We start from the raw sequence: 25,619 nt of genomic DNA, 5'->3' as shown, positions 1-25,619 counted from the left end.
AGATCGCAGCCTGCGGCAGCTCCTACACCGATCGTTCCCACGCTCTGCGTGGGAATGCCTCTACGGACGCTCTGCGTTCGGCATTAAAAAGGCACGCAGAGCGTGCCGGGCTGCGTTCCCACGCGGAGCGTGGGAACGATCAGTTATCGGGGGTTAGAGGTCGTTCAGGATGTCAGCCATGTCATCGGCATGTTCTTCTTCCTGCGCGAGAATGTCTTCGAAGATCCGGCGGGTCGTCGGGTCTTTCTCGCCGATGTACTGAATGATCTCGCGGTAGCTGTCGATGGCGATCCGCTCGGCTACGAGGTCTTCGTAGACCATCTCCTTGAGGGTGTTCCCGGCCACGTATTGCGCGTGGGACATTTTCGACAGCAGGTCGGGGTTGAACTCGGGCTCGCCACCCAATTGCACGATACGCTCGGCGAGACGGTCGGCGTGCTCGGCTTCCTGATTCGCGTGTTCGAGGAATTCTTCGGCGGCCACGTGGGCTTTCACGCCATTGGCCATGAAGTAGTGGCGCTTGTAACGCAACACGCAGACCAGTTCAGTGGCCAGCGATTCGTTGAGCAAGCGCAGCACCTCTTCACGGTTGGCGCTGTAGCCTTCGGTGACCGCGCCGTTCTCGACGTGTTGGCGCGCACGATCGCGCAGGGTTTGGACATCTGACAGATGCAGGTCGTCGCTCATTTCAATCTCCTGGAGGCTAATCCGATGGGCGCCACGTTCTGCGGTCGTGGTCGCTACCCAAGTTGTGAGTCATGCGCGAAGGAAAAAGTTTTATCGGTTTTACACCACCCCTGCAGGAGCTGGCGAAGGCTGCGATCTTGGCGTCAGCCCGGACAACAGAGCCTCTTCTCGCAACCAGGCAAAAAACGCCCGCACCGGCGGATGTCGTTCGCGGCCCGGCACGCACAACGCGCTGTAACCCGCGCCATCGACCACGACCTCGCCCTTGTACGGCACCAATAAGCCGCTGGCGACGCTCTCCGAGACCAGAATATTGCTCGCCAGCACCAACCCTTGCCCGGCAATGGCCGCTTGCAGGGCGTAATGCTCTTCGTCGTATTCACGGATCGCCGGCTGCGGCTTCAACCAGTTTTCGCCGGACTTAGCACACCACGCTTCCCAGCCATGGGCGTAGAGCTTCGAGTTGTGCCAGTGCACGCTGATCAATGTCGGCGTACGCCGTGCGGCCAGCGCCACTTGCTCGGGCGAGCCGTAAACGCCGAATGATTCATCGAACAGGCACAGGCCATACAGGTTGGGGTAATCGTCGAGGCTGTAACGCAACACCAGATCGACGCTGGCGTCCTGGTGCAAGTCGATGACTTCGCAATGGGTATCAAGGCGCACATTGATGTTCGGGTGCTGCGCATAAAACCGCCCCAGACGCGGCACCAGCCACAGCGCCGCGAAGGCGGCGGTGGTCGACAGCGTCAGGCTGCTGCCGCTGCGTTGCGGGCGCAGGGTGTCGACGCTTTGCGCCACTTCCAGCAGCGCGCCGTGCAGGCTGCGAAACAGCCGCTCGCCACCCTCGGTCAGGCGCACCTGGCGTGGCAGGCGTTCGAACAGCGCGACCCCCAGCCAGTCTTCCAGCGAGCGAATCTGATGGGAAATGGCAGTCGGCGTCACCGACAGTTCTTCGGCCGCCGCCTTGAAACTCAACAGCCGCGAAGCGGATTCGAAGGCGCGCAGGGCGGTCAGTGGCAGCGAGGCGAACATTCAATGCTCCATGGGTGAAATAAATTCATCCCGACTGATTTTTACTCATTTGAAGGCACGCAGTGACGCGCTTCAAGCTGCGAGCTACAAGCCGTTTGATTCTAGTCCTGAGGATATACAGATGAGTAAGATTCTTGCGATTCATGCCAGTCCGCGTGGCGACCGTTCAACTTCGCGCCGTCTGGCGGAAAGTTTTTTGAGCGCCTGGCAGGTGCGCCATCCGCAGGCTCACATCACCCGTCGTGAAGTTGGCCGGGCACTGATTCCAGCTGTAAACGAGGCGTTCGTGGCGGCAGCGTTTTACCCGGAACCCGAGGCGCGGCCACTGTCGATGCAGGCCGATCTGGCGCTCAGCGACCAGTTGGTTGGCGAGTTGCTCGATCATGATCTGCTGCTGATTTCCACGCCGATGTACAACTTCAGCGTGCCCAGCGGCCTCAAGGCCTGGGTCGATCAGATCGTGCGACTGGGACTGAGCTTCGATCACACCCTGGACAACGGCGTTGCCCAATACACGCCGCTGTTGCAGGGCAAGAAAGCCTTGATCGTCACCAGTCGCGGCGGTTTCGGCTTCGGCCCGGGTGGCGAGCTGGAGGCGCTGAATCACGCCGATCCATGGCTGCGCACAGCGCTGGGCTTCGTCGGCATCAACGACATCAGCGTGGTCGCCGCCGAGGGCGAAGAATCTGCCGAGCGCACCTTCGCGGTGTCGGTGGCCGATGCCGAGCAGCGTCTGCTCGACCTCGCCCGGACGTTCTAGGTGGCCTGGCTGTGCTTGCTGATCGCCGCCGGATTCGAAGTCACCTTCGCCATGGGCATGAAATACGCCGAAGGTTTCACCCGGCCATGGCCGTCGGTGATCACGGTGATTGCGGCGGTAGGCGGCATCTACTTTCTCACGCTGGCCATGCGTGAATTGCCGGTCAGCATTGCTTATCCGATCTGGACGGCCATCGGCTCGCTGGGCACGGTGTTCCTCGGTTTTGCCCTGCTGGGCGAGAGCCTGACGCTGGTCAAATTGCTGTCGGTCGGGCTGATTGTGGCGGGGGTGGTGGGGCTGAAGTAGGCTGGTGGTTGAGTTGTCATGATCACGGAGGATGCTTGGCGAGCGTTTTGCAGGCCTTGCATCCACTCACCGACCACAAGGATGTCTGCCCATGTCCACGCGTTATCCGCTGGTGCTGGTCCCGGGCATGCTCGGGTTTATCCGGCTGGTGCTTTATCCGTATTGGTATGGAATCGTCAAAGCGTTGCGCCGTGGTGGTGCAACGGTGATTGCCGTGCAGGTGTCGCCGCTCAATTCGACTGAGGTGCGCGGCGAACAGTTGCTGGCGCGCATCGACGAGATCCTGCGCGACACCGGCGCGCAGAAGGTCAACCTGTTCGGCCACAGTCAGGGCTCGTTGACGGCGCGGTATGCGGCGGCGAAACGCCCGGATCTGGTCGCCTCGGTGACGTCGGTGGCCGGGCCCAATCATGGTTCGGAACTCGCCGATTATCTGGAAAAACACTACCCGGCCAACAGCGCCAAGGGGCGCCTGCTGGAGGTGCTGCTGCGTTTTATCGGGTGGCTGATGGCGTTATTGGACACCGGCTATCGCGGGCCGAAACTGCCGGTGGATATCCGCGCCTCGCACCAGTCGCTGACCACTGACGGCGTGGCGCTGTTCAACCAGCGTTATCCACAGGGCCTGCCCGAAACCTGGGGCGGGCACGGGCCGGAAGAGGTCAACGGTGTGCGGTATTACTCGTGGTCGGGGACGTTGCAGCCGGGCAAGACCGATCGCGGCGGCAATCTGTTCGATGGGACCAACCGCAGCTGTCGACTGTTTGCCAGGACGTTCGTGCGTGAGTCGGGGCAGTGCGACGGGATGGTCGGGCGCTACAGCTCGCATCTGGGCACGGTGATTGGCGATGACTATCCACTGGATCATTTCGACATCGTCAACCAGTCGCTGGGGCTGGTGGGGAAGGGCGCGGAGCCGGTGCGGCTGTTTGTCGAGCATGCGGTGCGACTAGAGGCTGCCGGCCTTTAAATCGCTTTTGTGGCGAGGGGATTTATCCCCGATCGGCTGCGAAGCAGTCGTAGTTCTTGAGATTTCGGGGCCGCTGCGCGACCCATCGGGGATAAATCCCCTCACCACAAAGGCCAAATCAGGCAACGCTTAACTTTCGGCCTAACGCCGTCGTCCAACGCTCGGACAGAATCACCCCAGCCAACGTCAGCAATCCGCCGACCAGGTGATACATCGCCAACTGCTCCTTCAGTACCACTGCCGCAATCAGCGCAGTAATCAACGGCAGCAGATTGAAAAACAACGTCGTCCGGCTCGGCCCCAGGCGTTGCACAGCCTGCATCCACGCCAGCGGCGCAAGCATCGAAGCCAACAGACACGCATACAACACCAGCGGAATGTTCTGCAGGGTCAAACCGGTTTTCGGTGAAGCCGCATACAACGGAAACAATACGACAATCGCCACCAGCACCTGCAAGTACAGCACCACCAGCGGCGGCAGGCGCAGCTGCCATTTCTTCAACAGCGTGCTGTAGATCGCATAGGCTAGGGTCGCGATCAACATCATCGCATCGCCCATGTTCACGCCGTGCTGCAGCAATGCGCCGAGGCTGCCGGACGACACCACCACCAATACGCCGGCAAACGACAGCACCGCGCCCACCAATGCGCCGGCAGTCAGGCGCTGACCGAGACTGATGATCGCCATGGCCAGCGACATCAAAGGCATCAGCGACAGAATGATGCCCATGTTGGTCGCGGTGGTCAGGGTTGCGGCGAAGTAAGCGAGGCTCTGATACACCGCCATGCCGAGCACGCCGAGGACGAAGATCTTGCCCAGATTCGGGCGAATCTGCGGCCAGTGCGCGATCACCGCTTTGAGCATGAACGGGGTGAACAGCAAGCCGGCGAGCAGCCAGCGATAGAAACCGATCTCGGCGGGGAAAATCGCCCCGACCGCCAGTTTGTTGATCACGGTATTGCCGGCCCAGATAAAAATCGCCAGCAGCGGAAACGCGTATTGCATGAGTTGAAACCAGTACGTTGATGAGTCGCAATTATCCCTTGTCTGGATGCAGGCCTATACTTCGAACCGGACAACCTGCCTCTGAAACCGGACAGCATGAACAGTAAACACATCGATCTGCTGGATTTCAGCGAGCTGCCGTCGGCGGTGTACTTCCGTTACGCCGATTTCAACGCCCATGAATTCGCCGCACCGCACCGTCATCCGTGGGGCACGCTGGAATATGCGGCGCACGGGGTGCTGCACATGGACGTCGATGGCAGTCGCTTCATGTCGCCGCCGCAGTACGCGGTGTGGGTGCCGCCGCAGGTCGAACACAGTTTTTACAGCCATCAACCGGTCAACTATCGCGCGGTGTGCCTTGATCCCAAGGTCTGCGCCGATCTGCCCCGGCGTGCCTGCACGTTGGCGATCAGCGACATTCTCAAGGCGATTCTCAAGGACTTCGCCGCCCGTGACGTGAAGATTCCCGTACTCGACGCCGACCAGCGACTGGCGCAGGTGTTGGTCGATCAATTGCAGCAGGCGCCGGTGCATGAATGCTATCTGCCCTATGCAAGCGGTCCGGGATTGCTGGCGATCCTCGAAACCCTGCAAGCCGAGCCGGGCAACAACCAGCCGCTGGCACACTGGGCGCTGCAGGTGCATGTCAGCGAGCGCACGCTGGCGCGGCAATTTGTGCGCGAGTTGGGCATGAGTTTTGGCGAATGGCGCCAGCGGCTGCGCTATCTCGCGGCAATCGAAGCGCTGGAGTCTTCGCGCAGCGTGCAGGAAATTGCCTTCGACCTCGGCTACAGCAGCGGCTCGGCGTTTATCGCCATGTTCGCCCGCCAGGCCGGTTGCACGCCGGAGCAGTATCGACGCAGCCACCGTGAAGGCAGGAAGGTGTAACAAGCTTTGACTACACTTCGGCAGAGGCCGCCCCCCTCGGTGCGGCTACAAGGAGAAAACTCCATGAAGATGTTGCGTGTGCCTTTGTTGATGATTGGTTTGCTCCTGTGTTCTCAGGGTTTCGCCGCCACGGCGCAACAGAACAAGATGACCACCTGCAATGCCGATGCGACCGCCAAGAGCCTCAAGGGCGATGAACGCAAAACCTTTATGAGCACTTGCCTGAAGGCAGCGCCTGCGGCCAACGATGGCAAGGCCCTGACCCCGCAGCAGGAAAAAATGAAAACCTGCAACGCCGATGCGAAAACCAAAGCGCTGACCGGCGATGCGCGCAAGACGTTCATGAGTGATTGCCTGAAGAAAAAATAAGATCAAAAGATCGCAGCCTGCGGCAGCTCCTACAGGAGATGAATGTAGGAGCTACCGCAGGCTGCGATCTTTTCGGCGCGACGGGCACCCCGGGCCTGTGCTCGCTTCGGCGCCGGAACGCTGGCAGACTGCCAATCCTTTTACGCCGTTCGTTTTGAGGCTGTATGCCAACGTTTTCTGAGCGTCAAGTTGTGTTCTGGGTCAGTTGCATCATCATTTTCGGCGGATTGCTGTTGGTGTTGCCATTGCGCTTGTTGCCGAGCCTGTTGGCCGGGTTGCTGGTGTTCGAACTGGTCAACATGCTCACCCCGCAATTGCAGCGGTTGATTGAAGGTCGACGTGCGCGCTGGCTGGCGGTGGCGCTACTGGGTACGTTGGTAGTCAGTGTGCTGGCGCTGCTCTTTGCCGGCGCGATCAGTTTCCTGCTGCACGAAGCGGAAAACCCCGGTGCCTCACTGGATAAATTCATGGGCGTGGTTGATCGTGCGCGCGGGCAACTGCCGCCGTTTATCGACGCTTATCTGCCAGCCAGCGCCGGTGAGTTCCGCGTAGCGATCGGCGAATGGCTGAGCAAGCATCTCTCCGAACTGCAACTGGTTGGCAAAGACGCGGCGCACATGTTTGTGACGCTGCTGATCGGCATGGTGCTCGGCGCGATCATCGCCCTGCAGCGCGTGCCGGACGTTACCAAGCGCAAACCGCTGGCGGCGGCACTGTTCGACCGTCTGCACCTGCTGGTTCAGGCGTTTCGCAATATAGTCTTCGCGCAGATCAAGATTGCCTTGCTCAACACCTTCTTCACCGGGATCTTCCTCGCGGTGATCCTGCCTATGTTCGGCGTGAAGCTGCCGTTGACCAAAACCCTGATCGTGCTGACCTTCCTGCTTGGTCTGCTGCCGGTAATCGGCAATCTGATATCCAACACGCTGATCACCATCGTCGGCCTGTCGCTGTCGATCTGGGTGGCGGTGGCGGCGTTGGGTTATCTGATCGTTATCCACAAGCTCGAATACTTCCTCAATGCGCGCATTGTCGGCGGGCAGATCAGTGCCAAGTCGTGGGAGTTGTTGCTGGCGATGCTGGTGTTCGAGGCCGCGTTCGGCCTACCGGGGGTGGTGGCGGGGCCGATTTATTACGCGTATCTGAAGAGTGAGTTGAAGCTGGGCGGGATGGTGTAACAGAGGGGGCAGTATTGCCTGATCTAATGCTATCGCTGGCTTGCCAGCGATAGGGGCAACTCGATATCAGATCAGTTCATGGCGCCGTAGCGTTTCATCGCTTCAATCGCCAAGCCGCTACCAATGCTGCCGAAGATGTTCCCTTCAACATGCCGCGCATTCGGCAGCATCGCCGAGACGCTGTTACGCAGCGCCGGAATCCCGCTCGAACCGCCGGTGAAGAACACCGTATCAACCTGATCGACCGCCACGCCAGCATCGTTCAACAGCTGCGTAACACTGCCGCGTACTCGCTCCAGCAGCGCATCGATCGCCGATTCAAACAACGCTCGGCTCAGCTCCACGCTCAACCCGGCCTCGATGCGATCAAGCGGCACATGGCGGCTGTCGGTGTGGGTCAGTTGAATCTTGGTTTCTTCAACCTCCATCGCCAACCAGTGCCCGGCGCGCTGTTCGATCAACTTGAACAGGCGATCGATGCCGCCAGTGTCTTCGATGTCGTAGCGCATGCTGCCCAGCGCCAGGCTGGATTTCTGCGAGTACACCGAGTTGATGGTGTGCCAGGTCGCCAGGTTCATGTGGTGGCTGGTCGGCATGTAGGCGCCGCTCTTCATGCGGCTGCCGTAGCCGAACAGCGGCATCAGGCCTTGCAGGCTCAGCTGTTTGTCGAAGTCGGTCCCGCCGATGTGTACGCCGCCGGTGGCGAGGATGTCATCGTGTCGGTTGTCGTAACCACGACGCTCGGGCGACAGGCGCACCAGCGAGAAGTCGGAGGTACCACCGCCGATGTCGACGATCAGCACCAGCTCTTCTTTTTCGATGGTCGACTCGTAGTCGAAAGCCGCAGCGATTGGTTCGTACTGGAACGAGACCTCTTTGAAGCCAATCTTCTTCGCCACGTCGACCAAAGTGTCTTCAGCTTCCTGGTCCGCCAGCGGATCGTCATCGACGAAGAACACCGGACGCCCGAGCACCACTTGCTCGAATTCCCGACCGGCGGCAGTTTCGGCACGGCTCTTCAGTTGGCCGATGAACAGACCGAGCAAGTCCTTGAACGGCATTGCGGTGCCGAGAACGCTGGTGTCGTGCTTGATCAGCTTGGAACCGAGCAGGCTTTTCAGCGAGCGCATCAGCCGGCCTTCGTAGCCTTCCAGGTACTCGTGCAGCGCCAGACGACCGTAAACCGGGCGGCGTTCCTCGATGTTGAAGAAGACCACCGACGGCAGAGTGATCTTGTCGTCTTCCAGCGCGATCATCGTTTCCATGCCGGGGCGCAGCCAGCCGACGGTGGAGTTGGACGTGCCGAAGTCGATGCCGCAGGCACGGGCTGGAGAGGCGTCTTTCATGTCTTTCGGTTCCGGTCAAAAAAACGGCCGCGCAGTGTATGTCAGTGCGCGCCAGATTCGAAGGCCGGTCATCTGCTATTTCACGACTAAACTGCCTTGAAAGCTCCGACTTTGCCCCAAACTTGCTGGCATGGGCCGGCAGAACCACCGGCGGTCACAAGAACCGCCGTCCACTGCCGATAAACTTCTGCTGCGCCACCCGGTCACAACTTTGAGATCGGTCAACCTGGCATGCGCGAATCGGCGCATGCTGGGCATCGGCGCGAAATCGATAACGGATGGTGATTCCTTCAATGGACTTCAAAGACTATTACAAGATCCTCGGCGTGGAACCGACAGCAGACGACAAGGCAATCAAGGCTGCCTATCGCAAGCTGGCGCGCAAATACCACCCCGATGTCAGCAAAGAAAAAGACGCCGAGGAGAAATTCAAGGACGCGTCGGAAGCCTATGAAGCGCTGAAAAGCGCCGACAAACGTGCCGAATACGACGAGCTGCGTCGTTATGGTCAGCACGGTCAGCCGTTCCAGGGGCCACCGGGCTGGCAGAGCCGTGGCGGCTTTGGTGGCGGCGGTCAGGACACTGGCGATTTCTCGGACTTCTTCAGTTCAATCTTTGGCAATCGCGGCCCCGGTTTCGGTGGCGGCGAAGGTCGGCAACAACGCAGTGCAGGGCGCCGAGGGCAAGACGTGGAAATGGAACTGCCGATCTTCCTCGAGGAGACGCTCGCCAACGAATCGAAGAAAGTCACCTTCCAGGTGCCGCAATACAACGCCAACGGCCAGCACGTCAGCAACACCAGCAAGAGCCTGAATGTGAAGATTCCGGCGGGCGTGACCGATGGCGAGCGCATCCGCCTCAAAGGCCAGGGCGCACCGGGCGTCGGTGGCGGGGCGAATGGCGACCTGTACCTGACCATTCGTTTTGCGCCGCATCCGAAATTCGATGTTGAAGGTGAAAACCTGATCATCACCTTGCCGTTGGCGCCGTGGGAACTGGCGTTGGGCACTGAGGTGGCCGTGCCGACCCTGACCGGCAAGATCAACCTCAAAGTCCCGGCCGGCAGCCAGAACGGCCAGCGCATGCGCGCCAAAGGCCATGGCCTGAAAAACAAGGCGGGTGAGCGCGGTTATCTGTTCGTCCAGCTCAAAGCCGTGATGCCGAAAACGTCCGACGATGAGGTCAAGGCACTGTGGCAGGAACTGGCGAAGAAAGCCGCTTTCAATCCGCGAGAGAACTTCTGAATTCGACGACGGAGTAGCCCATCATGAGCAGCCCCCTGATCGTTCAACTGGACTTGGCAGAATTCTGTGAGGCGGCCGATTTGTCGGACGTCTACGTGATCGAAATCGTCGAACACGGCATCCTCGAACCTCTGGGTGCGCAGCCCCGGGAATGGCGCTTCACCGACTACGAACTGGCCCTGGCCAAACGCGCCGCGAAGCTGCGGCGCGATCTGGAGCTGGAGTGGGAAGGTGTGGCGCTGGCGCTCGATCTGCTCGAAGAAGTCCATGAGTTGCGAGCCGAAAACCGCATGCTCAAACAACGCCTGGCACGCCTGGTCATCGAATAACCCCCTGTAGGAGCTGCCGAAGGCTGCGATCTTTTGATTTTGTTAAAGACAAGATCAAAAGATCGCAGCCTTCGGCAGCTCCTACAGGGTTCGCGGTAACACCACGCTGAACCGTGTGCCGTCAGCCTCATTCGAGCTGACTTCAATCGTCCCGCCATGGGCATTGACCACTTCCCTGACGATAAACAAGCCTAACCCCAAGCTGGTCGAAGGCTGCCCGAGTGCTTCATCGGCGCTGCGTACCAACGGATCAAAAATCGTCGCCAGCGCGTCTTCCGGAATCGGTGTGCCGAAGTTGTGCACCGACAGGCATACCGCGTCCGCCTCATCCTGCAACGTCAGCGTCACCTGTTGCGTGTTCGAGCCATGCTGCAACGCATTGCCGATCAGGTTCTGCAGCAATTGGTCGATGCGCCCCGCGTCCCACATACCTTGCGTATCACCGTGAATGTGCAGCACTGGCGAGCAATTCGGGTTGCCGGCACATGCCTCGGCAATCGCCGCTCGCGCCGCTTCGGCCAGATCCATCGGGGCGGGTTCGATCGGCAGACTTTTGCCGAGGCGACTGCGCACCCACTCCAGCAAATCACTGACCATCGCGGCCATGTGCCGAGCGCCGCGCTTGATGTTGTGGGCGCAGGTCAGCGCCTCGCCTTCCAGCGCCGCTTTGCGTAATAGCAACTCGGTGGACATGCTCACCGCTTGCAGCGGCGCGCGCAGGTCATGGCCAAGGATCGCCAGAAAGATGTCCCGCGAACGGTTGACCTGTTCTGCGTACGCCGCCGTCGACTCGGCCAGCGCTTCATCAATGGCTTCATTGAAACGAATCATGTCCTGAAAGTAAGTCATGTCCGGTGATTTGAGGCTGTCGACCCAGCGGCGGATCACACAGGCGCGCAAATGACGAAACTCTGAGGTCATCTGTACCAGATCAAAGCCCGCGATGTGGCGCAACTCACCATGGCTGGCGCCGGCCTGATCCAGGCTTGGGGTTTTCTCCGGGCCTTCGCCCTTGGCTTTGGCGGCTTGTTCGTCGGCACTCTGCGGTTTGTTCATGTCACGGGCGGCGGCCAACAGAATGGCTTTGGCGTGATCACGCAGGCCTTCTGCGTCCATGTAATCGGCAGCGGGAGTGATAGAGGCGGCGAACTGCTCCCACTCCGCGACGATGGGATCCACGTTGCATACGATGAATTCGGAAAGGCGCATAAGCGGTTACCTGCGTATGAATCGATGGACGGCGATTCGCATATTAGCCTCTCTGGCGAGAAATACACGACCGCTGGTGCCCGGCTCCCGGGGGATTTTTTTTAGTGCGGTACATATGTATTTTCGGCTCTTTAATAACTGCGCGGTTATGGCTTTTTCAGCGTGTTCTTGAGCAGGATTTTGGTTTTTTGTTTTTTCTCGTCATCCGTAATCTGAGCGCCAGTTATTGGATGACGAGGTTCTCAATATGGATATTGTGACAAACACAGTTTCGACAGATAACGGCCCGCATCACGATGTATTAATCGGGCTTATTCCAGAGGCTATCAAACAGGCTCCGGCCCATCGGCTTCAATCGCTGGAAGCGAACCTCAACGTTGCAAAACAGTATTCGTCATGGCCAGCAGCAGGCCGCGTGCGTTTGCAGCAACTGGTACACAGCCATTGGCAGCTTCAGGGGGACGTCGATGCCTCCCTGAAGCACCTTGAACAGAACATCGAAGACTTTGCCCGGCCCTTGCTGACCGAGGCCCTGAAAAGCCAATTGAAGGTCGATCTGGACGTCGACGCGACGATGCTCAGGCTTTACGTCCCGGTCAAAATCATTTTCGGCATCGACCGAGGGGCCACGCGCTCGCAGCACTCCACGTTGCTGGCCGCGGCGTTGCACAACTTCGAACAGGCGGAAACCGAGGACGGCTACTTTCGCAGCGGCTCCGGTGTGTACGTCGCCGACGCTGACGGCGCGCCTGTGCAGCACGCTATCACGGTCGGTGAGGTTGCCAGCGTCTGCCGCTCGCTGGATATTGGCGCGCAATATCAGCAACACCTCAAGGCGTTGTTGCTGCCCGACGATGTGACGAAGCAAGCGACATTGAGAACGCAATCGGTGGCGGTGGAAAAGTCCGCGCTGGAAGTCGCCGCGGCCATTGCCGGAATGAACGCCGATCTGGGCATGCACGCTCAGGCCGTCATCAGCGACGTGATCAGCGGACAACGATCGATCAGCTTTCACGGGCGTGCGTTGAAGGCGCATCGTTTGCGGATCATGGGGTTGGAGTTGTCCGGTATTGTGCTGTTCAGTGCCGTTGCAGAAAAAAACGAGATCGAGAAATTCCTGCTGGGGCTTGTATCGCCAGAACTTCAGTTCCTGTTTGACTGGTCGCGGCGTATCCCCGGTCTCAACGATAATCTGTATGAAAAATACAAAGTGCTCAGTGATGTATTCGCCAATGGACCCAGTGCTGTCACTGACGAAATGTCCCGGCGTAACGACTTCTACGATCAAAGTATTCTGAATGGGCCGTTGGTTGCCTACATCCCGGATGATCCGCTGCATCCATTGAAGGAATACCCGTCGCTGACCGTGTTCATGAAAGCCTTGGCCACGCAGTTGCTGGAAAAATCCTATCAACAGTTTTTCAGTCGGTTTGTGGCGCAGAAGGACAAACCGAAATTTTTCAGACGGGTCAATGAGCGTCTCAAGGAAATCACCTGGCATCAGCGCGAGCCTCTCGACATGGGACCGTGGTGGCGGGAGACACCGATTGAAACCCCCCATGCGGAACCGATCACCGTGCCGATCCGGGGCGGTCTCTGGGAGCACCTGTACCTGCGCAAACGCGACAAGTCGATCAGCGATGCACGACTGATCGCTGTGCCTACGGGGGATGAAGATGCTAAAAGCCGTTGGAACCGACTGATCAGCTATCTGGACTATGGCTGGAACATCTTCAACTTCGTCGTGATGCTGGTACCGGGCGTCGGCGAGGTAATGCTCGGGGTGATGGTCGCCCAGTTGCTGGCCGAATTTGCCGAGGGCATCGAGGACTGGAGTCACGGTGACAAGGAAGAGGCGTGCGCGCACATCAACAGCGTCATCCTCAACTTTGCGCAACTGGCCTTGATGAGCGCCGGGCATATTCTGCCCAAAGGCGCTGTAGCCATTAAACCTTCGTCTTTTGTCGACAACCTCAAGGCGGTGCCCCTGGCCGATGGCCGTATGAAAATGTGGAACTCCGATCTGGCCCCTTATGCGCACAATCTGGCGCTGCCTGCCGGTACTTGGGCTGACGAGTCCGGGCTGTATCCGCATCAAGGAAAAAAAGTGCTGCACCTGCAGGGCAGGCAGTACGTGGTGAAGGAGGATCCACTCAACGGCCAGTTCCGCATGCAACACCCGACGCGAGCCGACGCCTATGCGCCACGGGTCGAGCACAACCGGGCGGGCGCCTGGAAGAGCGAAGTCGAACGTCCGCTTGAGTGGGAACAGATTCAGTTGTTGCGCCGTCTCAATCCGCTGGCCGCCACCTGCAGTGAATCAACGCTGGCACAAGTGCTCAAGGTCAGCGGTATCGATGACGGTGTGCTGCGCCGCCTGCATGTCGAACATGAACTGCCGCCGCCCTTGTTGACCGATACCTTTAATCGCTTCGATCTCTATGCCACGATCAGCCAGTTCGGTGAACAGATCCGCAACGGCCACATCAGCGATCACCTGAGCGGTTATCTGCCGGGACTGCTGACTGAGTTGCCGCTCTGGCCCGAGGCAAAAGCCATCACCCTGAAAGATCCGCTGCCGACCGGTCGAGACTCGATCACCTACGGCAACTCCAACGCCGCTGCGGTCGACACGCTTATCGTCAGCCAGGAAGACATTCAGACGGGCAATCTTGAAGGCCGGGTACTGGCGTTTCTGGATGAGCCGGAAATCGAAGCGCTGCTCGGCCGCGCCATCTCCACCGACAATACCGTGCGTGTCCAGGCATTGCGTGAAGCGCTGGCGCAGCGTGCCACCAAGCGTGCTTCACGGGTGTTCGAGTCGCAGTACAAAACCTCGGATGTTTCCGCCGACATGCGTGTGCGCAGATTGCACAGCGATTACCCCGAGTTACCCTGCAGTGTGATCGAACAAGTGCTCAAGGACGCCGACCCGCAGAGTGTGCGGGTGTTCGAGGAGAGCGGGCAGGTCGTCCTCAAGCTGCGTCAGCAACTGCGCACGGCGGGTGAAAAGGTTCGTCTGAATCGCGCCTACGAAGGTTTGTACCTGGAACAACTGGAGAGTACGGACAGCCATCGCCTGGTGCTGCGTTCGATGGAGAGCCTGCCGGGCTGGTCGGCGCAAGTGCGCATCGACATTCGCGAGCTTGCTTTCGACGGCCGGTTGCAGGCCAGCGTTGGCGCGGCGGATGCGCCGATTCGCAAAGTGCTGATCGCTGATGAGGACGGCCTCTACAGTGCACGCGATGAACAAGGATTGCAGTTGCACAGTGCCGAGGATCTTTACAGCGCGGTACTGCACGCCTTGCCCGATGCCCAGCGTCAGGCGCTGGGTTTCGACATTTTTCAGGGGGGCTTGCTGAAACAGGCGATTCAGCGTTCGCCACTGAGTCACGAGCAATTCGAACAGGTGCTGCTGGAAAATCCTGTTCGCAAGCCCGCTTATGATCCCGAAAACATGCGCTTGCGTGGCGGTATGCAAGGTTATCCGCTTCGTCCTAAAGATTGGTCAGCGCTCAAGCGCCGAGTGGGGTCGCTGTATCCCGCGTTCACGGACGCACAGGTGGAAAGCCTGCTCGACGGCTTCGGCGCCAACGTGATGGAAATGCGTGTAGCGGCGCTGGAAAAAGAGTTCAGCAGGTTCAACCTGGCGTTCCAGCGCTGGTTGAACGATATGAGCCTGGCCTATCGCTTCAGCCCCGAAGGCGTGGCGGAGTGGACGTCGCGCAACCGGGTCTATCAGCTTCTGCGCCAATGCTGGCAACGCACCGGCCCTGCCGGCCCCCCGGCATCGGGAGTGATCCGCGCGCAGGCGTTGGTACTCAATGGCCTGCCGATGGATCGTCATCTGCTGACGATGCCCCGGCTCACCGCCAGTTTCGATCATGTCACTTCGTTGAGCCTGCAGAACGGCCAGATTTTCAGCGACCAGCAACATTTTCTTGGCAGCTTTCGTCAGTTGCGCGACCTCGATCTGTGGAAGAACCGCTTGAGCGATTTTCCAGAGGTGATCAGCAACATGGCGTACCTTCGCGTGCTGACGCTTTCGGACAATCAGATCTCGCTGACCGCTGAAAGCGCCGCGAGGTTGCGCGCAATGAGTCGGTTGCATGTGCTCAAGCTTGATGGCAATCCACTTGGGCAAGTGCCGGACATCAGCCAAATGCCGGCCTTGCTGATACTGTCCCTGGACAGTACCGGTATCGACACCTGGCCGATCGGGCTGTTTGCCAAGCAACGTCCGCGCAATCTGTATCTGGACTTGCGCTTCAATCAGATCAGCGAGCTTCCGGACGTTGCGCCAGGTTCGATATACGCCGAACTGATCGCGCGAACCAACGTCAGCCGTGACGCCTTCCATCTGTCTGCAGAGAATCTCGAGAAGCTCAAGCGGTACATCGAGTCTGTCGGCCTCGACCCGGACCGTCCCTATCCGTCGCGCGGCACCATCGACAGCTCCTACTGGGATGCAGGCATGAGTGAGGCTGAATGGAATGCACGCCAGCCTTTCTGGGATGAAGTGGAAGATGAGTTCGGTTCCGAGCCGTTCTTCACCGAACTACGCAAACTCACGGCGTCTGCCGACTTCCGGGCTACGGACCCAGCCTACAGAACCGATCTCACGGCCAAGGTCTGGCGAATGATTTTCGCCATGAACGAGAACACCGCGCTGCGCGAGAAAATTTTCGCCGAGGCCGTCGCGTCGACAACCTGTGCCGATGCCGGTGCGCAGTTTTTCAATGCCATGGGCGTCGAGGTGTTGATTCATGAAGCGTACGGTTTGATCAACACCGATCTGGTCGAAGCCGAGTTGGTCGCACTGGCCCGTGGCAAATCACGGCTCGATGAATTGGGTCAGATAGCCCGACAGCGCGTCGCCGATCGGTTGAAGGCCGGGGAGACGTTTCGTCGTCAGAACGTCGACGGCGTGACGGGCTCTATCGATGAGGTGGAAGTGCATCTGGCCTACATGACCGATCTGGCCGAACGTCTGGATTTACCGTGGCAATCGCGCGGCATGTTGTTCCGCAAAATCGCCGGAGTCACCGAGAAGATGATCGAGGACGCCTACCAGCGAGTGATCGCGCTGGAGGAGGGCGAGTTGCTGGCGCCGCGAATTCTTGAACAGCCATTGTGGCAGCGCTTCCTCAAGCGAACCTACCGCAAAGAGTTCGATGAGTTGCTGTTGTCTCTGCAGAATGAGGACGACATCACCCAGTTCGAAGCCTTGCAGACACTGGAGAAAAACCTGACGCAAAAAGCGATTGATCGGGCGAAGCTGCAGACGGTATATCCGCCGTTTACGGTTCAGCCGTAAACCATTGTGGAGGCGCATGAGCGCCTCCACATCGATAGGCTTATTGGCTAGAACAGAAAGTAGCGTTGCGCCATCGGCAATGTTTCCGCTGGCTCACACCACAGCAATACGCCGTCGGCCTTGACCTGATAAGTCTGCGGGTCGACGTCGATGTTCGGCAGGTAATCGTTGTGGATCAGGTCGGTTTTCTGCACGTCGCGGCAACCTTTGACCACAGCGATTTTCTTCTTCAGTCCCAATGCTTCGGGCAGTCCGGCTTCCTCTGCCGCCTGACTGATAAAGGTCAGACTGGTGGCGTGCAACGAGCCACCGTAACTGGCGAACATCGGCCGGTAGTGCACCGGTTGCGGCGTCGGGATCGAAGCGTTGGCGTCGCCCATGAGGCTGGCAGCAATCGCCCCGCCCTTGAGAATCAGCGTCGGTTTTACGCCGAAAAACGCCGGACGCCAGAGCACCAGGTCGGCCCATTTGCCGACCTCGATCGAACCGACCTCATGGCTGATGCCGTGGGTGATCGCCGGGTTGATCGTGTATTTGGCGATGTAGCGTTTGGCGCGGAAGTTGTCGTTGCCTGCGCCGTCCTGCGGCAGGGGGCCGCGCTGTTTTTTCATCTTGTCGGCGGTCTGCCAGGTGCGCGTGATGACTTCGCCGACGCGGCCCATGGCCTGGCTGTCGGAGCTGATCATCGAGAACGCGCCGAGGTCGTGAAGGATGTCTTCGGCGGCAATCGTCTCGCGACGGATGCGGCTTTCGGCGAACGCGACGTCTTCGGCGATGCTCGGGTCGAGGTGATGGCAGACCATCAGCATGTCGAGGTGTTCGTCGATGGTGTTGCGGGTGAACGGGCGGGTCGGGTTGGTCGAACTTGGCAGCACGTTAGGGAAGCCGCAAGCCTTGATGATGTCCGGTGCGTGGCCGCCACCGGCGCCTTCGGTGTGATAGGTGTGGATGGTGCGGCCCTTGAACGCGCCGAGGGTGGTTTCGACGAAGCCGGACTCATTGAGGGTGTCGGTGTGGATTGCCACCTGCACATCGTATTGGTCGGCGACGCTCAGGCAGTTGTCGATACTTGCCGGCGTGGTGCCCCAGTCTTCGTGCAGCTTGAGCCCGATGGCCCCGGCCTTGACCTGTTCGATCAGCGGCTCCGGCAGGCTGGCGTTACCCTTGCCGGTGAGACCGATGTTCATCGGGAAGGCGTCGGCGGCCTGGAGCATGCGCGCCAGATGCCACGGGCCCGAGGTGCAAGTGGTGGCGTTGGTGCCGGTGGCAGGTCCTGTGCCACCGCCGATCATGGTGGTAACGCCGCTCATCAGCGCTTCTTCGATTTGCTGTGGACAGATGAAGTGGATGTGCGTGTCGATGCCGCCAGCGGTGAGGATCATGCCCTCGCCGGCGATCACTTCGGTGCCGGCACCGATGGCGATGGTCACGTTGGGCTGCACGTCCGGGTTACCGGCCTTGCCGATCGCGGCGATGCGCCCGTCCTTGAGGCCGACGTCGGCTTTGACGATGCCCCAGTGGTCGATGATCAGTGCGTTGGTGATCAGCGTGTCGACCACTTCGGCGGCCAATAACTGGCTTTGGCCCTGACCGTCACGGATGACTTTGCCACCACCGAATTTCACTTCTTCGCCGTAGGTGGTGAAGTCTTTTTCGACTTCGATCCACAGTTCGGTGTCGGCCAGGCGCACCTTGTCGCCGACGGTGGGGCCGAACATGTCGGCGTAGGCTTGACGGGAAATCTTCATGCGGCGTCCTTCAGGAAAATAGTGGTGAGCCATAGACCCTCACCCTAGCCCTCTCCCAGAGGGAGAGGGGACTGTTCGCGGTGGGTCGGCTATCGGTGATCAGCTCCGGCGAGGGGACTGTTCGCGGTGGCTCGGCTATCGGTGATCGGCTCCCTCTCCCTCGGGAGAGGGCTGGGGTGAGGGGCAGCGGTGCACGCAGATGTCAGAGATCACCCATGACTCTTCCGGCAAACCCGAACACTCGCCGATGCCCGGCGTAATCCACCAACTCCACCTCACGACTCTGCCCCGGTTCAAAACGCACTGCCGTCCCCGCCGGAATATTCAGGCGCATGCCACGACTGGCCGCGCGATCAAACGCCAGCGCGTCGTTGGTTTCAAAAAAGTGATAGTGCGATCCGACCTGAATCGGCCGGTCGCCGCTGTTGGCGACTTTCAGGCTGATAGTGCGGCGGCCGACGTTGAGTTCGATGTCGCCGGGCTGGATCTGGTACTCGCCAGGAATCATCGCTGGGCTCCTTGCAGAATCTTGTAATAGAGGGCAGTCGGTCGATAGGTACCGTTCGGGTCGCAGGCGTAATCGGGAATCTGACCCACGCGGGTGTAACCCAGTGCCTTGTAGAAATCTTCGGCGGGAGAGCCGGCCTCGGTGTCGAGGTAAAGCATGCCGCGCTTGTGCTTGGGCGCCTCGAGTTCCAGCGCGCTCATCAATTGTTGACCGAGACCGCGACGCCGCGCGTGTTCGCGCACCAGCAGTTTTTGCACCTCGGCACGATTGAGTCCGTTGGACTTTTGGCAGAGCCCCAATTGCACGCTGGCCAGTACTTCTTCGTCCTTGACCACGACCCAGAGCAGCACGCTGCCCTTGTTGACGTTGTCCTGAACTTCATCGAAATACGCGCGCGCCTGTACCGCATCGAGATCGGCCATGAAACCGACGCTGGCGCCATAACCCACTGCGTCCAGCAGCAGATCAATCAGGCCCTGACGATAATGGGCAAAGCTTTCAGCGTTGACGCGGCGCAGTTGGGCGGCGTTCATCGGTGTCACTCCTTGATGGTTTCAGGCGGCTCCGCGCCAGGATTGAGGGTCAGTTGCATGAAGGTCAGGTCGAGCCAGCGGCCGAACTTGGTGCCGACTTGCGGCATCTGCCCGGTGGTGATGAAACCGGCTCGCTCGTGCAAGCGAATCGACGCGGCGTTGCCACTTTCGATGGCGGCGACCATCACGTGCTTGCCGCAGGTCTTCGCCCGTTCGATCAGCGCGATCATCAGTTGCGGGCCGAGACCGTTGCCGCGTTGGTCGCTACGTACGTAAACCGAGTGTTCGACGGTGTGACGGAAACCGTCGAACGGCCGCCAGTCACCGAACGAAGCGTAGCCGAGCACAGTGTTGTCGGCGTCGACGATCACCAGAATCGGATAGGCCTGGGCCTGACGCGCGCTGAACCAAGCCTGGCGGTTGCCGAGGTCGACGGCCTGTTCATTCCAGATCGCTGTGGTGTTGAGCACGGCATCGTTGTAGATATCGCGGATCGCTGGCAGATCGGCATGCAGGGCATCGCGAATGGAGTAAGTCATGGCGCGGCCTCAGACGATCGGTTGGTGGACGGTGACCAGTTTGGTGCCGTCGGGGAACGTCGCTTCAACCTGGATCTCCGGAATCATTTCCGGTATGCCTTCCATCACTTGTTCGCGGCTGAGCAGGGTAGTGCCGAAGTGCATCAGCTCGGCGACGGTTCGACCGTCACGCGCGCCTTCGAGCAGCGCAGCGGAGATGTAGGCCATGGCTTCCGGGTAATTGAGTTTCACGCCGCGCGCCAAACGCCGCTCGGCGACGAGGCCGGCGGTGAAGATCAGCAGCTTGTCTTTTTCGCGTGGGGTCAGGTCCATTGTGGGAATCCAGTATCGGCAGTTAAAAATAATGTCGTACACCCTGTAGGAGCTGCCGCAGGCTGCGATCTTTTGATCTTGCTGTTGAGGATCAAAAGATCGCAGCCTCGTTTCACTCGGCAGCTCCTACAGGGGAATGCATTTCAGGTGTTCCAGATTCGGGGTGGCTGGGCTTCGCGGTCCAGTAGCACCGGGCGTAGCAAGCGCCATAAATCGATGAGCCAGGCGCGTGCCAACAGCGCTTCGCCTGCCAGGCAACGAGCAACCAACAGGCCGGGCAACTGGGTCAAATCCCCGCGCACGTCGTGGCCCAGTGAGCGGCAGCGCTCGAGCAATTCAGCCTCAACCTCACCGGTGACCAACAACGTCGCAAACACCGGATGGCCATCCAGCCCGATCGGCGAATCAAGCAAACCATCACCGCCGACAATGCGCTGGCGCTCATGCCAGAGCAATCGGCCGTCGCGGCGAATATCCAGATGCGCCTGAAAATGTCCGCGATCAAAGCGCTCGCCACTGGCCGGGCGACCCAACGCCACCACGTCCCAGTAAAACAGCCGCGCATCACCTTCAAGATCAATTGACGTGCTCAGCTCAGCCTGGGCGGCGCTGTAGACGATGGTTTCCTGCGGCAGCCATTCCAGCGTCGCCCCGGCAGCCACTTTCAAATCGAGCTTCTGGTAGGCCGGCCCGCCTGCGCGATACCACTTGGCCGCGCCGGGGCTGGTGATCTGTGCCCAGGCGCCTGGTTCGACGCGGGCGCTGATATCGAGACGATCACCGCCGGCAATCCCGCCCGGCGGGTGGACGATGATGTGCTGGCAGACTTCGGGGCCTTCGGCGTACAGGTGTTTTTGCACCCGCAGCGGGCCGAGGTGTCGGCGCATGACCGGACGTGTGCAATCGCCGAAACGGGCGTAAGCGAGTTCCAGCTCGGCGTGCCAGCTCGGGGTAAACAGGGCAGGTGCAACAGTCGAATTCATGGTGTGTAATTATCGTTAGGAAGCTACAGATTAGTTCGTTGTACTAGATCGTTACCAGCCCGCGCACACCCTCGGCTTCCATATTTTCACCGCGACCCTGCTGCACGATTTCTCCCCGGGACATCACCAGGTACTGATCGGCCAGCTCCGCGGCGAAATCGTAGAACTGCTCGACCAGCAGAATCGCCATGTCGCCGCGTTCCGCGAGTTTCTTGATCACCGCGCCGATCTCTTTGATCACCGACGGTTGAATGCCTTCGGTGGGCTCATCGAGGATCAATAAACGCGGACGGCTGGCCAGTGCGCGGCCAATTGCCAGTTGCTGTTGCTGACCGCCGGAGAGGTCACCGCCGCGACGCTGCTTCATTTGTAGCAGCACCGGGAACAATTCATAAATGAAACTTGGCACTTCTTTGGCTTCACTGCCGGGAAAGCGCGACAGGCCCATCAACAGGTTTTCTTCCACGGTCAGGCGCCCGAAGATTTCCCGGCCCTGCGGCACGTAGGCAATTCCGGCGTGAACCCGTTGATGCGGCTTGAACGTGGTGATCGGTTTGCCTTCCCAGTTCACTGCGCCTTGTTTGGCTGGCAGCAGGCCCATCAGGCATTTGAGCAGGGTGGTCTTGCCGACGCCGTTGCGGCCGAGCAGGCAGGTGACTTCGCCGACTTTCACGTCGAAAGACAGGCCACGCAGGATGTGGCTACCGCCGTAATACTGGTGCAGCTTGTCGACTTGCAGCATGTCCAAATTCCTTCTCTTGCCACAGAACCCTGTGGGAGCTGGCTTGCCAGCGATAGCGGTGGATCAGTCGGCATCAATGTTGGATGTGCCGGCCTCATCGCTGGCAAGCCAGCTCCCACAGGTTTTGTATTCGCAAACCTTAGCGACCGAGGTAAACCTCGATCACGCGCTCGTTTTCCTGCACTTGCTCAAGCGAGCCTTCCGCCAGCACGCTGCCCTGGTGCAGCACGGTGACATGGTCGGCAATCGAGCCGACAAACCCCATGTCATGCTCCACCACCATCAGCGAATGCTTGCCCGCCAGGCTCTTGAACAACTCGGCGGTGAACTCGGTTTCTGCATCGGTCATCCCCGCCACCGGCTCATCGAGCAGCAACAGTTGCGGGTCCTGCATCAGCAACATGCCGATCTCGAGAAACTGCTTCTGCCCGTGGGACAACAACCCTGCCGGGCGATTGACCGAGGTGGTCAGGCGAATCGTCTCCAGCACCTCGCTGATGCGATCCTTTTGCTCACCACTTAACCGCGCACGCAAACTGGCCCACACCGACTTGTCGGTTTTCTGCGCCAGCTCCAGGTTTTCAAACACGCTCAAAGCCTCGAATACCGTAGGCTTCTGGAACTTGCGACCGATGCCGGCCTGAGCAATTTGCACTTCGCTCATTTGCGTCAGATCCAGCGTTTCGCCGAACCACGCCTCGCCGTGACTCGGGCGAGTCTTGCCGGTGATCACGTCCATCAGCGTGGTTTTGCCCGCGCCGTTAGGGCCGATGATGCAGCGCAGTTCGCCGACGCCGATGTACAGATTCAGATTGTTCAGCGCGCGAAAGCCATCGAAGCTGACGCTGATGTCTTCCAGTGTGAGGATCGTGCCGTGACGCGTGTCGAGGCCCGGGCCGACGCGTTGGCCGAGGCCGATCGAGTCGCGGCTGGTGCCGGCGTCCTTGTTTGGCTCCACGGGAAAGAAGGCCGGTTCCAACATGAATTCAGCGCTCGCTGTGACTCTCATTGTTCACCTCGTTTCTTCAGCAGGCCGATCACGCCTTTGGGCAGGTATAGCGTCACGACGATGAACAGCGCGCCAAGGAAGAACAGCCAGTATTCCGGGAACGCCACGGTGAACCAGCTCTTCATGCCGTTGACCACACCGGCGCCGAGCAGCGGGCCGATCAACGTGCCGCGCCCGCCAAGGGCAACCCAGACCGCAGCTTCAATCGAGTTGGTCGGCGACATTTCGCTCGGGTTGATGATGCCCACTTGCGGCACATACAAGGCGCCGGCCAGACCGCACAACACTGCGCTCAACACCCACACGAACAGCTTGAAACCGCGCGGGTCGTAGCCGCAGAACATCAAGCGGTTTTCCGCATCGCGCAACGCGGTCAGCACGCGACCGAACTTGCTCTGCGCCAAACGCCAACCGATGAACAGGCTCGCTACCAGCAACAACACCGTGGCCAGAAACAGCACCGCGCGGGTGCCCGGTTCAGTGATGCCGAAACCGAGAATCGTGCGGAAATTGGTGAAGCCGTTATTGCCGCCGAATCCCGTCTCGTTGCGGAAAAACAGGAGCATGCCGGCGAAGGTCAGGGCCTGGGTCATGATCGAGAAATACACGCCTTTGATCCGCGAGCGGAAGGCGAAGAAACCGAACACCAGCGCCAGCAAACCCGGCGCCAGCACCACCAGACACATCGCCCAGAGGAAGCTGCTGGTGCCGGTCCAGTACCACGGCAATTCGCTCCACGACAGGAAGGTCATGAACGCCGGCAAGCCATCGCCAGCAGCCTGACGCATCAGGTACATGCCCATCGCATAACCGCCGAGGGCGAAGAACAGACCATGGCCCAGCGAGAGCAAACCGGCGTAACCCCAGACCAGATCCAGCGCCAGTGCGACGATGGCGTAACAGAGGATTTTGCCGACCAGCGTCAGGGTGTATGCCGAGATGTGCAGCGCGTTCTCTGGCGACAACAACGACAGCAGCGGCAGGGCAATCAACAGGGCGAGGATTACCGCGCCAATCGCGATGGTGATTTTCGGCCCGGCCTTTTGTGTAGCGGTAACAAGCAGAGGCTGGTTCATCAGTCGATCACCCGTCCTTTCAGTGCGAAGAGGCCTTGCGGACGTTTCTGGATAAACAGAATGATCAGCGCGAGGATCAGGATCTTGCCGAGCACCGCACCGATCTGCGGTTCGAGAATCTTGTTGGCGATTCCCAGGCCGAATGCTGCGAGCACGCTACCGGCCAACTGGCCGACGCCGCCGAGTACCACCACCAGGAATGAATCGATGATGTAGCTCTGGCCGAGATCCGGGCCGACGTTGCCGATCTGGCTCAGCGCCACACCGCCGAGGCCGGCGATGCCCGAGCCGAGGCCGAAGGCGAGCATGTCGACGCGACCGGTCGGCACACCGCAGCAAGCTGCCATGTTGCGGTTCTGGGTGACGGCGCGGACGTTGAGGCCCAAGCGCGTTTTATTCAGCAGCAACCAGGTCAGTACGACGACGAACAGTGCGAACGCGATGATGACGATGCGGTTGTACGGCAACACCAGATTCGGCAGCACTTGAATGCCGCCGGACAGCCATGCCGGGTTGGCGACTTCGACGTTCTGCGCGCCGAACAACAAACGCACAAGCTGAATCAGCATCAGGCTGATGCCCCACGTGGCGAGCAGGGTTTCCAGTGGTCGGCCGTAGAGGTGACGAATCACCGTGCGCTCCAGTGCCATGCCGATCGCCGCCGTGACGAAGAACGCCACCGGCAGCGCGATCAACGGGTAGAACTCAATCGCTTGCGGTGCGTAGCGCTGGAACATCAACTGCACCACATACGTCGAGTAGGCGCCGAGCATCAGCATCTCGCCGTGGGCCATGTTGATCACGCCGAGCAGGCCGAACGTGATCGCCAGACCGAGAGCGGCGAGCAACAGAATCGAACCGAGGGACATGCCGCTGAAGGCCTGACCGAGGATCTCGCCGATCAGCAGTTTGCGTTTGACTTGAGCAAGGCTGGTTTCGGCGGCGGTGCGCACAGTGGCATCGGCTTCGACGCCGGGTTCGAGCAAACCTTCGAGGCGAGTACGCGCCAGTGGATCGCCGGTTTCGCCGAGTAATCTCACCGCCGCAAGGCGCACGGCGGGGTCGGTATCGACCAGTTGCAGATTGGCCAGCGCCAGGCTCAGGGCGGCGTGGACGCTTTCATCTCTTTCGCCCGCGAGTTGCTGGTCGAGGAATTTCAACTGCGCGGGTTTCGCGCTTTTCTGCAATTGCTGCGCGGCAGTCAGACGGATTTTTGCGTCGGCGGCGAGCAATTGATGGCTGGCCATCGCGGTGTCGATCAGACCCCGCAGGCGATTGTTCAGGCGCAGGGTTTTCACTTGGCCGTCGATGGTCAGCTCGCCTTGTTGCAGGGCGCTGATCAACTCGATACGCGCCGGGTCGGGCTGCGCGGCCCAGGTTTCCAGCAGTTTGGCCTGTTGCACGGGATTGGCCGCGACAAAGTCTTCGGCATCGCCGGCATCGCCGGCATGGGCGAGCATTGGCAGCAACAGTGCGATGGCACAGATAAAGCGGTAGAGAGCAGTGGGCATAGTCAGTCGCC

General features: G+C 59.9%; 24 protein-coding genes. 9 read left to right on the top strand and 15 right to left on the bottom strand.

Annotation, left to right across the window (positions count from 1 at the left end; translation table 11 throughout):
- Positions 1-153: 153 nt before the first annotated feature.
- Both EJA70_RS08230 and EJA70_RS08225 read right to left on the bottom strand, forming a co-directional pair.
- Positions 154-687 carry a bacterioferritin gene (locus EJA70_RS08230; protein WP_158830437.1) on the bottom strand — a complete coding sequence of 178 codons (534 nt, stop codon included), beginning with the start codon at positions 685-687 and terminating at the stop codon, positions 154-156.
- Between the two features lie 99 nt (positions 688-786).
- Positions 787-1,722 carry a LysR substrate-binding domain-containing protein gene (locus EJA70_RS08225; protein ID WP_158830436.1) on the bottom strand — a complete coding sequence of 312 codons (936 nt, stop codon included), beginning with the start codon at positions 1,720-1,722 and terminating at the stop codon, positions 787-789.
- 121 nt (positions 1,723-1,843) lie between these two features.
- Between EJA70_RS08225 and EJA70_RS08220 the strand changes: the two genes are divergently transcribed.
- The 3 genes from EJA70_RS08220 to EJA70_RS08210 all read left to right on the top strand — a co-directional run bounded on the left by EJA70_RS08220 (position 1,844) and on the right by EJA70_RS08210 (position 3,758).
- On the top strand, positions 1,844-2,482 hold the full coding sequence (locus EJA70_RS08220; protein ID WP_158830435.1) for an FMN-dependent NADH-azoreductase: 639 nt from the start codon (positions 1,844-1,846) through the stop codon (positions 2,480-2,482).
- Entirely contained in the window at positions 2,483-2,788 is a 306-nt protein-coding gene (locus EJA70_RS08215) for a multidrug efflux SMR transporter (protein WP_008086196.1), read from the top strand.
- A gap of 91 nt (positions 2,789-2,879) precedes the next feature.
- Positions 2,880-3,758, top strand: a complete 879-nt coding sequence (locus EJA70_RS08210) for a triacylglycerol lipase (RefSeq protein ID WP_158830434.1) — start codon at positions 2,880-2,882, stop codon at positions 3,756-3,758.
- A gap of 118 nt (positions 3,759-3,876) precedes the next feature.
- Here the strand turns inward: EJA70_RS08210 and EJA70_RS08205 are convergent, their stop codons facing one another.
- Complete coding sequence (locus tag EJA70_RS08205) at positions 3,877-4,764, bottom strand: DMT family transporter (protein ID WP_158830433.1); 888 nt, start codon at positions 4,762-4,764, stop codon at positions 3,877-3,879.
- Between the two features lie 96 nt (positions 4,765-4,860).
- Between EJA70_RS08205 and EJA70_RS08200 the strand changes: the two genes are divergently transcribed.
- From EJA70_RS08200 to EJA70_RS08190, 3 genes are all read left to right on the top strand, one after another.
- A complete protein-coding gene (locus EJA70_RS08200; protein ID WP_008086204.1) occupies positions 4,861-5,655 on the top strand; it encodes a helix-turn-helix transcriptional regulator in 795 nt (264 codons plus the stop codon).
- 63 nt (positions 5,656-5,718) lie between these two features.
- Positions 5,719-6,024, top strand: a complete 306-nt coding sequence (locus EJA70_RS08195) for a PsiF family protein (RefSeq protein WP_008086206.1) — start codon at positions 5,719-5,721, stop codon at positions 6,022-6,024.
- 164 nt (positions 6,025-6,188) lie between these two features.
- Entirely contained in the window at positions 6,189-7,202 is a 1,014-nt protein-coding gene (locus EJA70_RS08190; protein WP_158830432.1) for an AI-2E family transporter, read from the top strand.
- 71 nt (positions 7,203-7,273) lie between these two features.
- On the opposite strand, the gene EJA70_RS08185 is transcribed toward EJA70_RS08190, so the two are convergent.
- Positions 7,274-8,548 carry an Hsp70 family protein gene (locus EJA70_RS08185; protein WP_158830431.1) on the bottom strand — a complete coding sequence of 425 codons (1,275 nt, stop codon included), beginning with the start codon at positions 8,546-8,548 and terminating at the stop codon, positions 7,274-7,276.
- Between the two features lie 293 nt (positions 8,549-8,841).
- Between EJA70_RS08185 and EJA70_RS08180 the strand changes: the two genes are divergently transcribed.
- Complete coding sequence (locus tag EJA70_RS08180) at positions 8,842-9,792, top strand: DnaJ C-terminal domain-containing protein (protein ID WP_158830430.1); 951 nt, start codon at positions 8,842-8,844, stop codon at positions 9,790-9,792.
- Positions 9,793-9,815: 23 nt separating this feature from the next.
- Entirely contained in the window at positions 9,816-10,121 is a 306-nt protein-coding gene (locus tag EJA70_RS08175; protein ID WP_158830429.1) for a chaperone modulator CbpM, read from the top strand.
- A gap of 81 nt (positions 10,122-10,202) precedes the next feature.
- On the opposite strand, the gene EJA70_RS08170 is transcribed toward EJA70_RS08175, so the two are convergent.
- Entirely contained in the window at positions 10,203-11,330 is a 1,128-nt protein-coding gene (locus EJA70_RS08170) for a sensor histidine kinase KdpD (protein WP_158830428.1), read from the bottom strand.
- A gap of 415 nt (positions 11,331-11,745) precedes the next feature.
- On the opposite strand from EJA70_RS08170, the gene EJA70_RS08165 reads away from it, so the two are divergent.
- Complete coding sequence (locus EJA70_RS08165; protein WP_256677642.1) at positions 11,746-16,647, top strand: NEL-type E3 ubiquitin ligase domain-containing protein; 4,902 nt, start codon at positions 11,746-11,748, stop codon at positions 16,645-16,647.
- 47 nt (positions 16,648-16,694) lie between these two features.
- Here the strand turns inward: EJA70_RS08165 and ureC are convergent, their stop codons facing one another.
- The 10 genes from ureC to urtB all read right to left on the bottom strand — a co-directional run bounded on the left by ureC (position 16,695) and on the right by urtB (position 25,608).
- Positions 16,695-18,395, bottom strand: coding sequence for an urease subunit alpha (gene ureC / locus EJA70_RS08160; RefSeq protein WP_158830426.1), 1,701 nt, complete (start codon positions 18,393-18,395; stop codon positions 16,695-16,697).
- A 202-nt stretch (positions 18,396-18,597) separates the two neighbouring features.
- A complete protein-coding gene (locus EJA70_RS08155) occupies positions 18,598-18,903 on the bottom strand; it encodes an urease subunit beta (RefSeq protein ID WP_158830425.1) in 306 nt (101 codons plus the stop codon).
- Positions 18,900-19,436: a GNAT family N-acetyltransferase gene (locus tag EJA70_RS08150; protein ID WP_158830424.1), complete on the bottom strand. Its 537-nt coding sequence runs from the start codon at positions 19,434-19,436 to the stop codon at positions 18,900-18,902. Before EJA70_RS08150 ends, EJA70_RS08155 begins: the two co-directional genes overlap by 4 nt.
- 5 nt (positions 19,437-19,441) lie before the next feature.
- Positions 19,442-19,975 carry a GNAT family N-acetyltransferase gene (locus EJA70_RS08145; RefSeq protein ID WP_158830423.1) on the bottom strand — a complete coding sequence of 178 codons (534 nt, stop codon included), beginning with the start codon at positions 19,973-19,975 and terminating at the stop codon, positions 19,442-19,444.
- Between the two features lie 9 nt (positions 19,976-19,984).
- Positions 19,985-20,287 carry an urease subunit gamma gene (gene ureA / locus EJA70_RS08140; RefSeq protein ID WP_008085431.1) on the bottom strand — a complete coding sequence of 101 codons (303 nt, stop codon included), beginning with the start codon at positions 20,285-20,287 and terminating at the stop codon, positions 19,985-19,987.
- A 143-nt stretch (positions 20,288-20,430) separates the two neighbouring features.
- The gene (locus tag EJA70_RS08135) at positions 20,431-21,270 is read right to left on the bottom strand and encodes an urease accessory protein UreD (protein ID WP_008078122.1); all 840 of its coding nucleotides are present in this window, start codon (positions 21,268-21,270) and stop codon (positions 20,431-20,433) included.
- A 43-nt stretch (positions 21,271-21,313) separates the two neighbouring features.
- A complete protein-coding gene (gene urtE, locus EJA70_RS08130; protein ID WP_158830422.1) occupies positions 21,314-22,012 on the bottom strand; it encodes an urea ABC transporter ATP-binding subunit UrtE in 699 nt (232 codons plus the stop codon).
- Positions 22,013-22,151: 139 nt separating this feature from the next.
- The gene (gene urtD, locus EJA70_RS08125) at positions 22,152-23,021 is read right to left on the bottom strand and encodes an urea ABC transporter ATP-binding protein UrtD (protein WP_158830421.1); all 870 of its coding nucleotides are present in this window, start codon (positions 23,019-23,021) and stop codon (positions 22,152-22,154) included.
- Positions 23,018-24,097: an urea ABC transporter permease subunit UrtC gene (urtC, locus tag EJA70_RS08120; RefSeq protein WP_158830420.1), complete on the bottom strand. Its 1,080-nt coding sequence runs from the start codon at positions 24,095-24,097 to the stop codon at positions 23,018-23,020. The genes urtD and urtC overlap by 4 nt, the downstream gene beginning before the upstream one ends.
- Positions 24,097-25,608, bottom strand: coding sequence for an urea ABC transporter permease subunit UrtB (gene urtB / locus EJA70_RS08115; protein WP_158830419.1), 1,512 nt, complete (start codon positions 25,606-25,608; stop codon positions 24,097-24,099). Before urtB ends, urtC begins: the two co-directional genes overlap by 1 nt.
- Positions 25,609-25,619 lie beyond the last annotated feature (11 nt).

Origin of the sequence: Pseudomonas sp. PB103, assembly GCF_009764635.1 — a bacterium.
GTDB lineage: Bacteria > Pseudomonadota > Gammaproteobacteria > Pseudomonadales > Pseudomonadaceae > Aquipseudomonas.
This window is presented reverse-complemented; position numbering and strand designations above follow the sequence as displayed.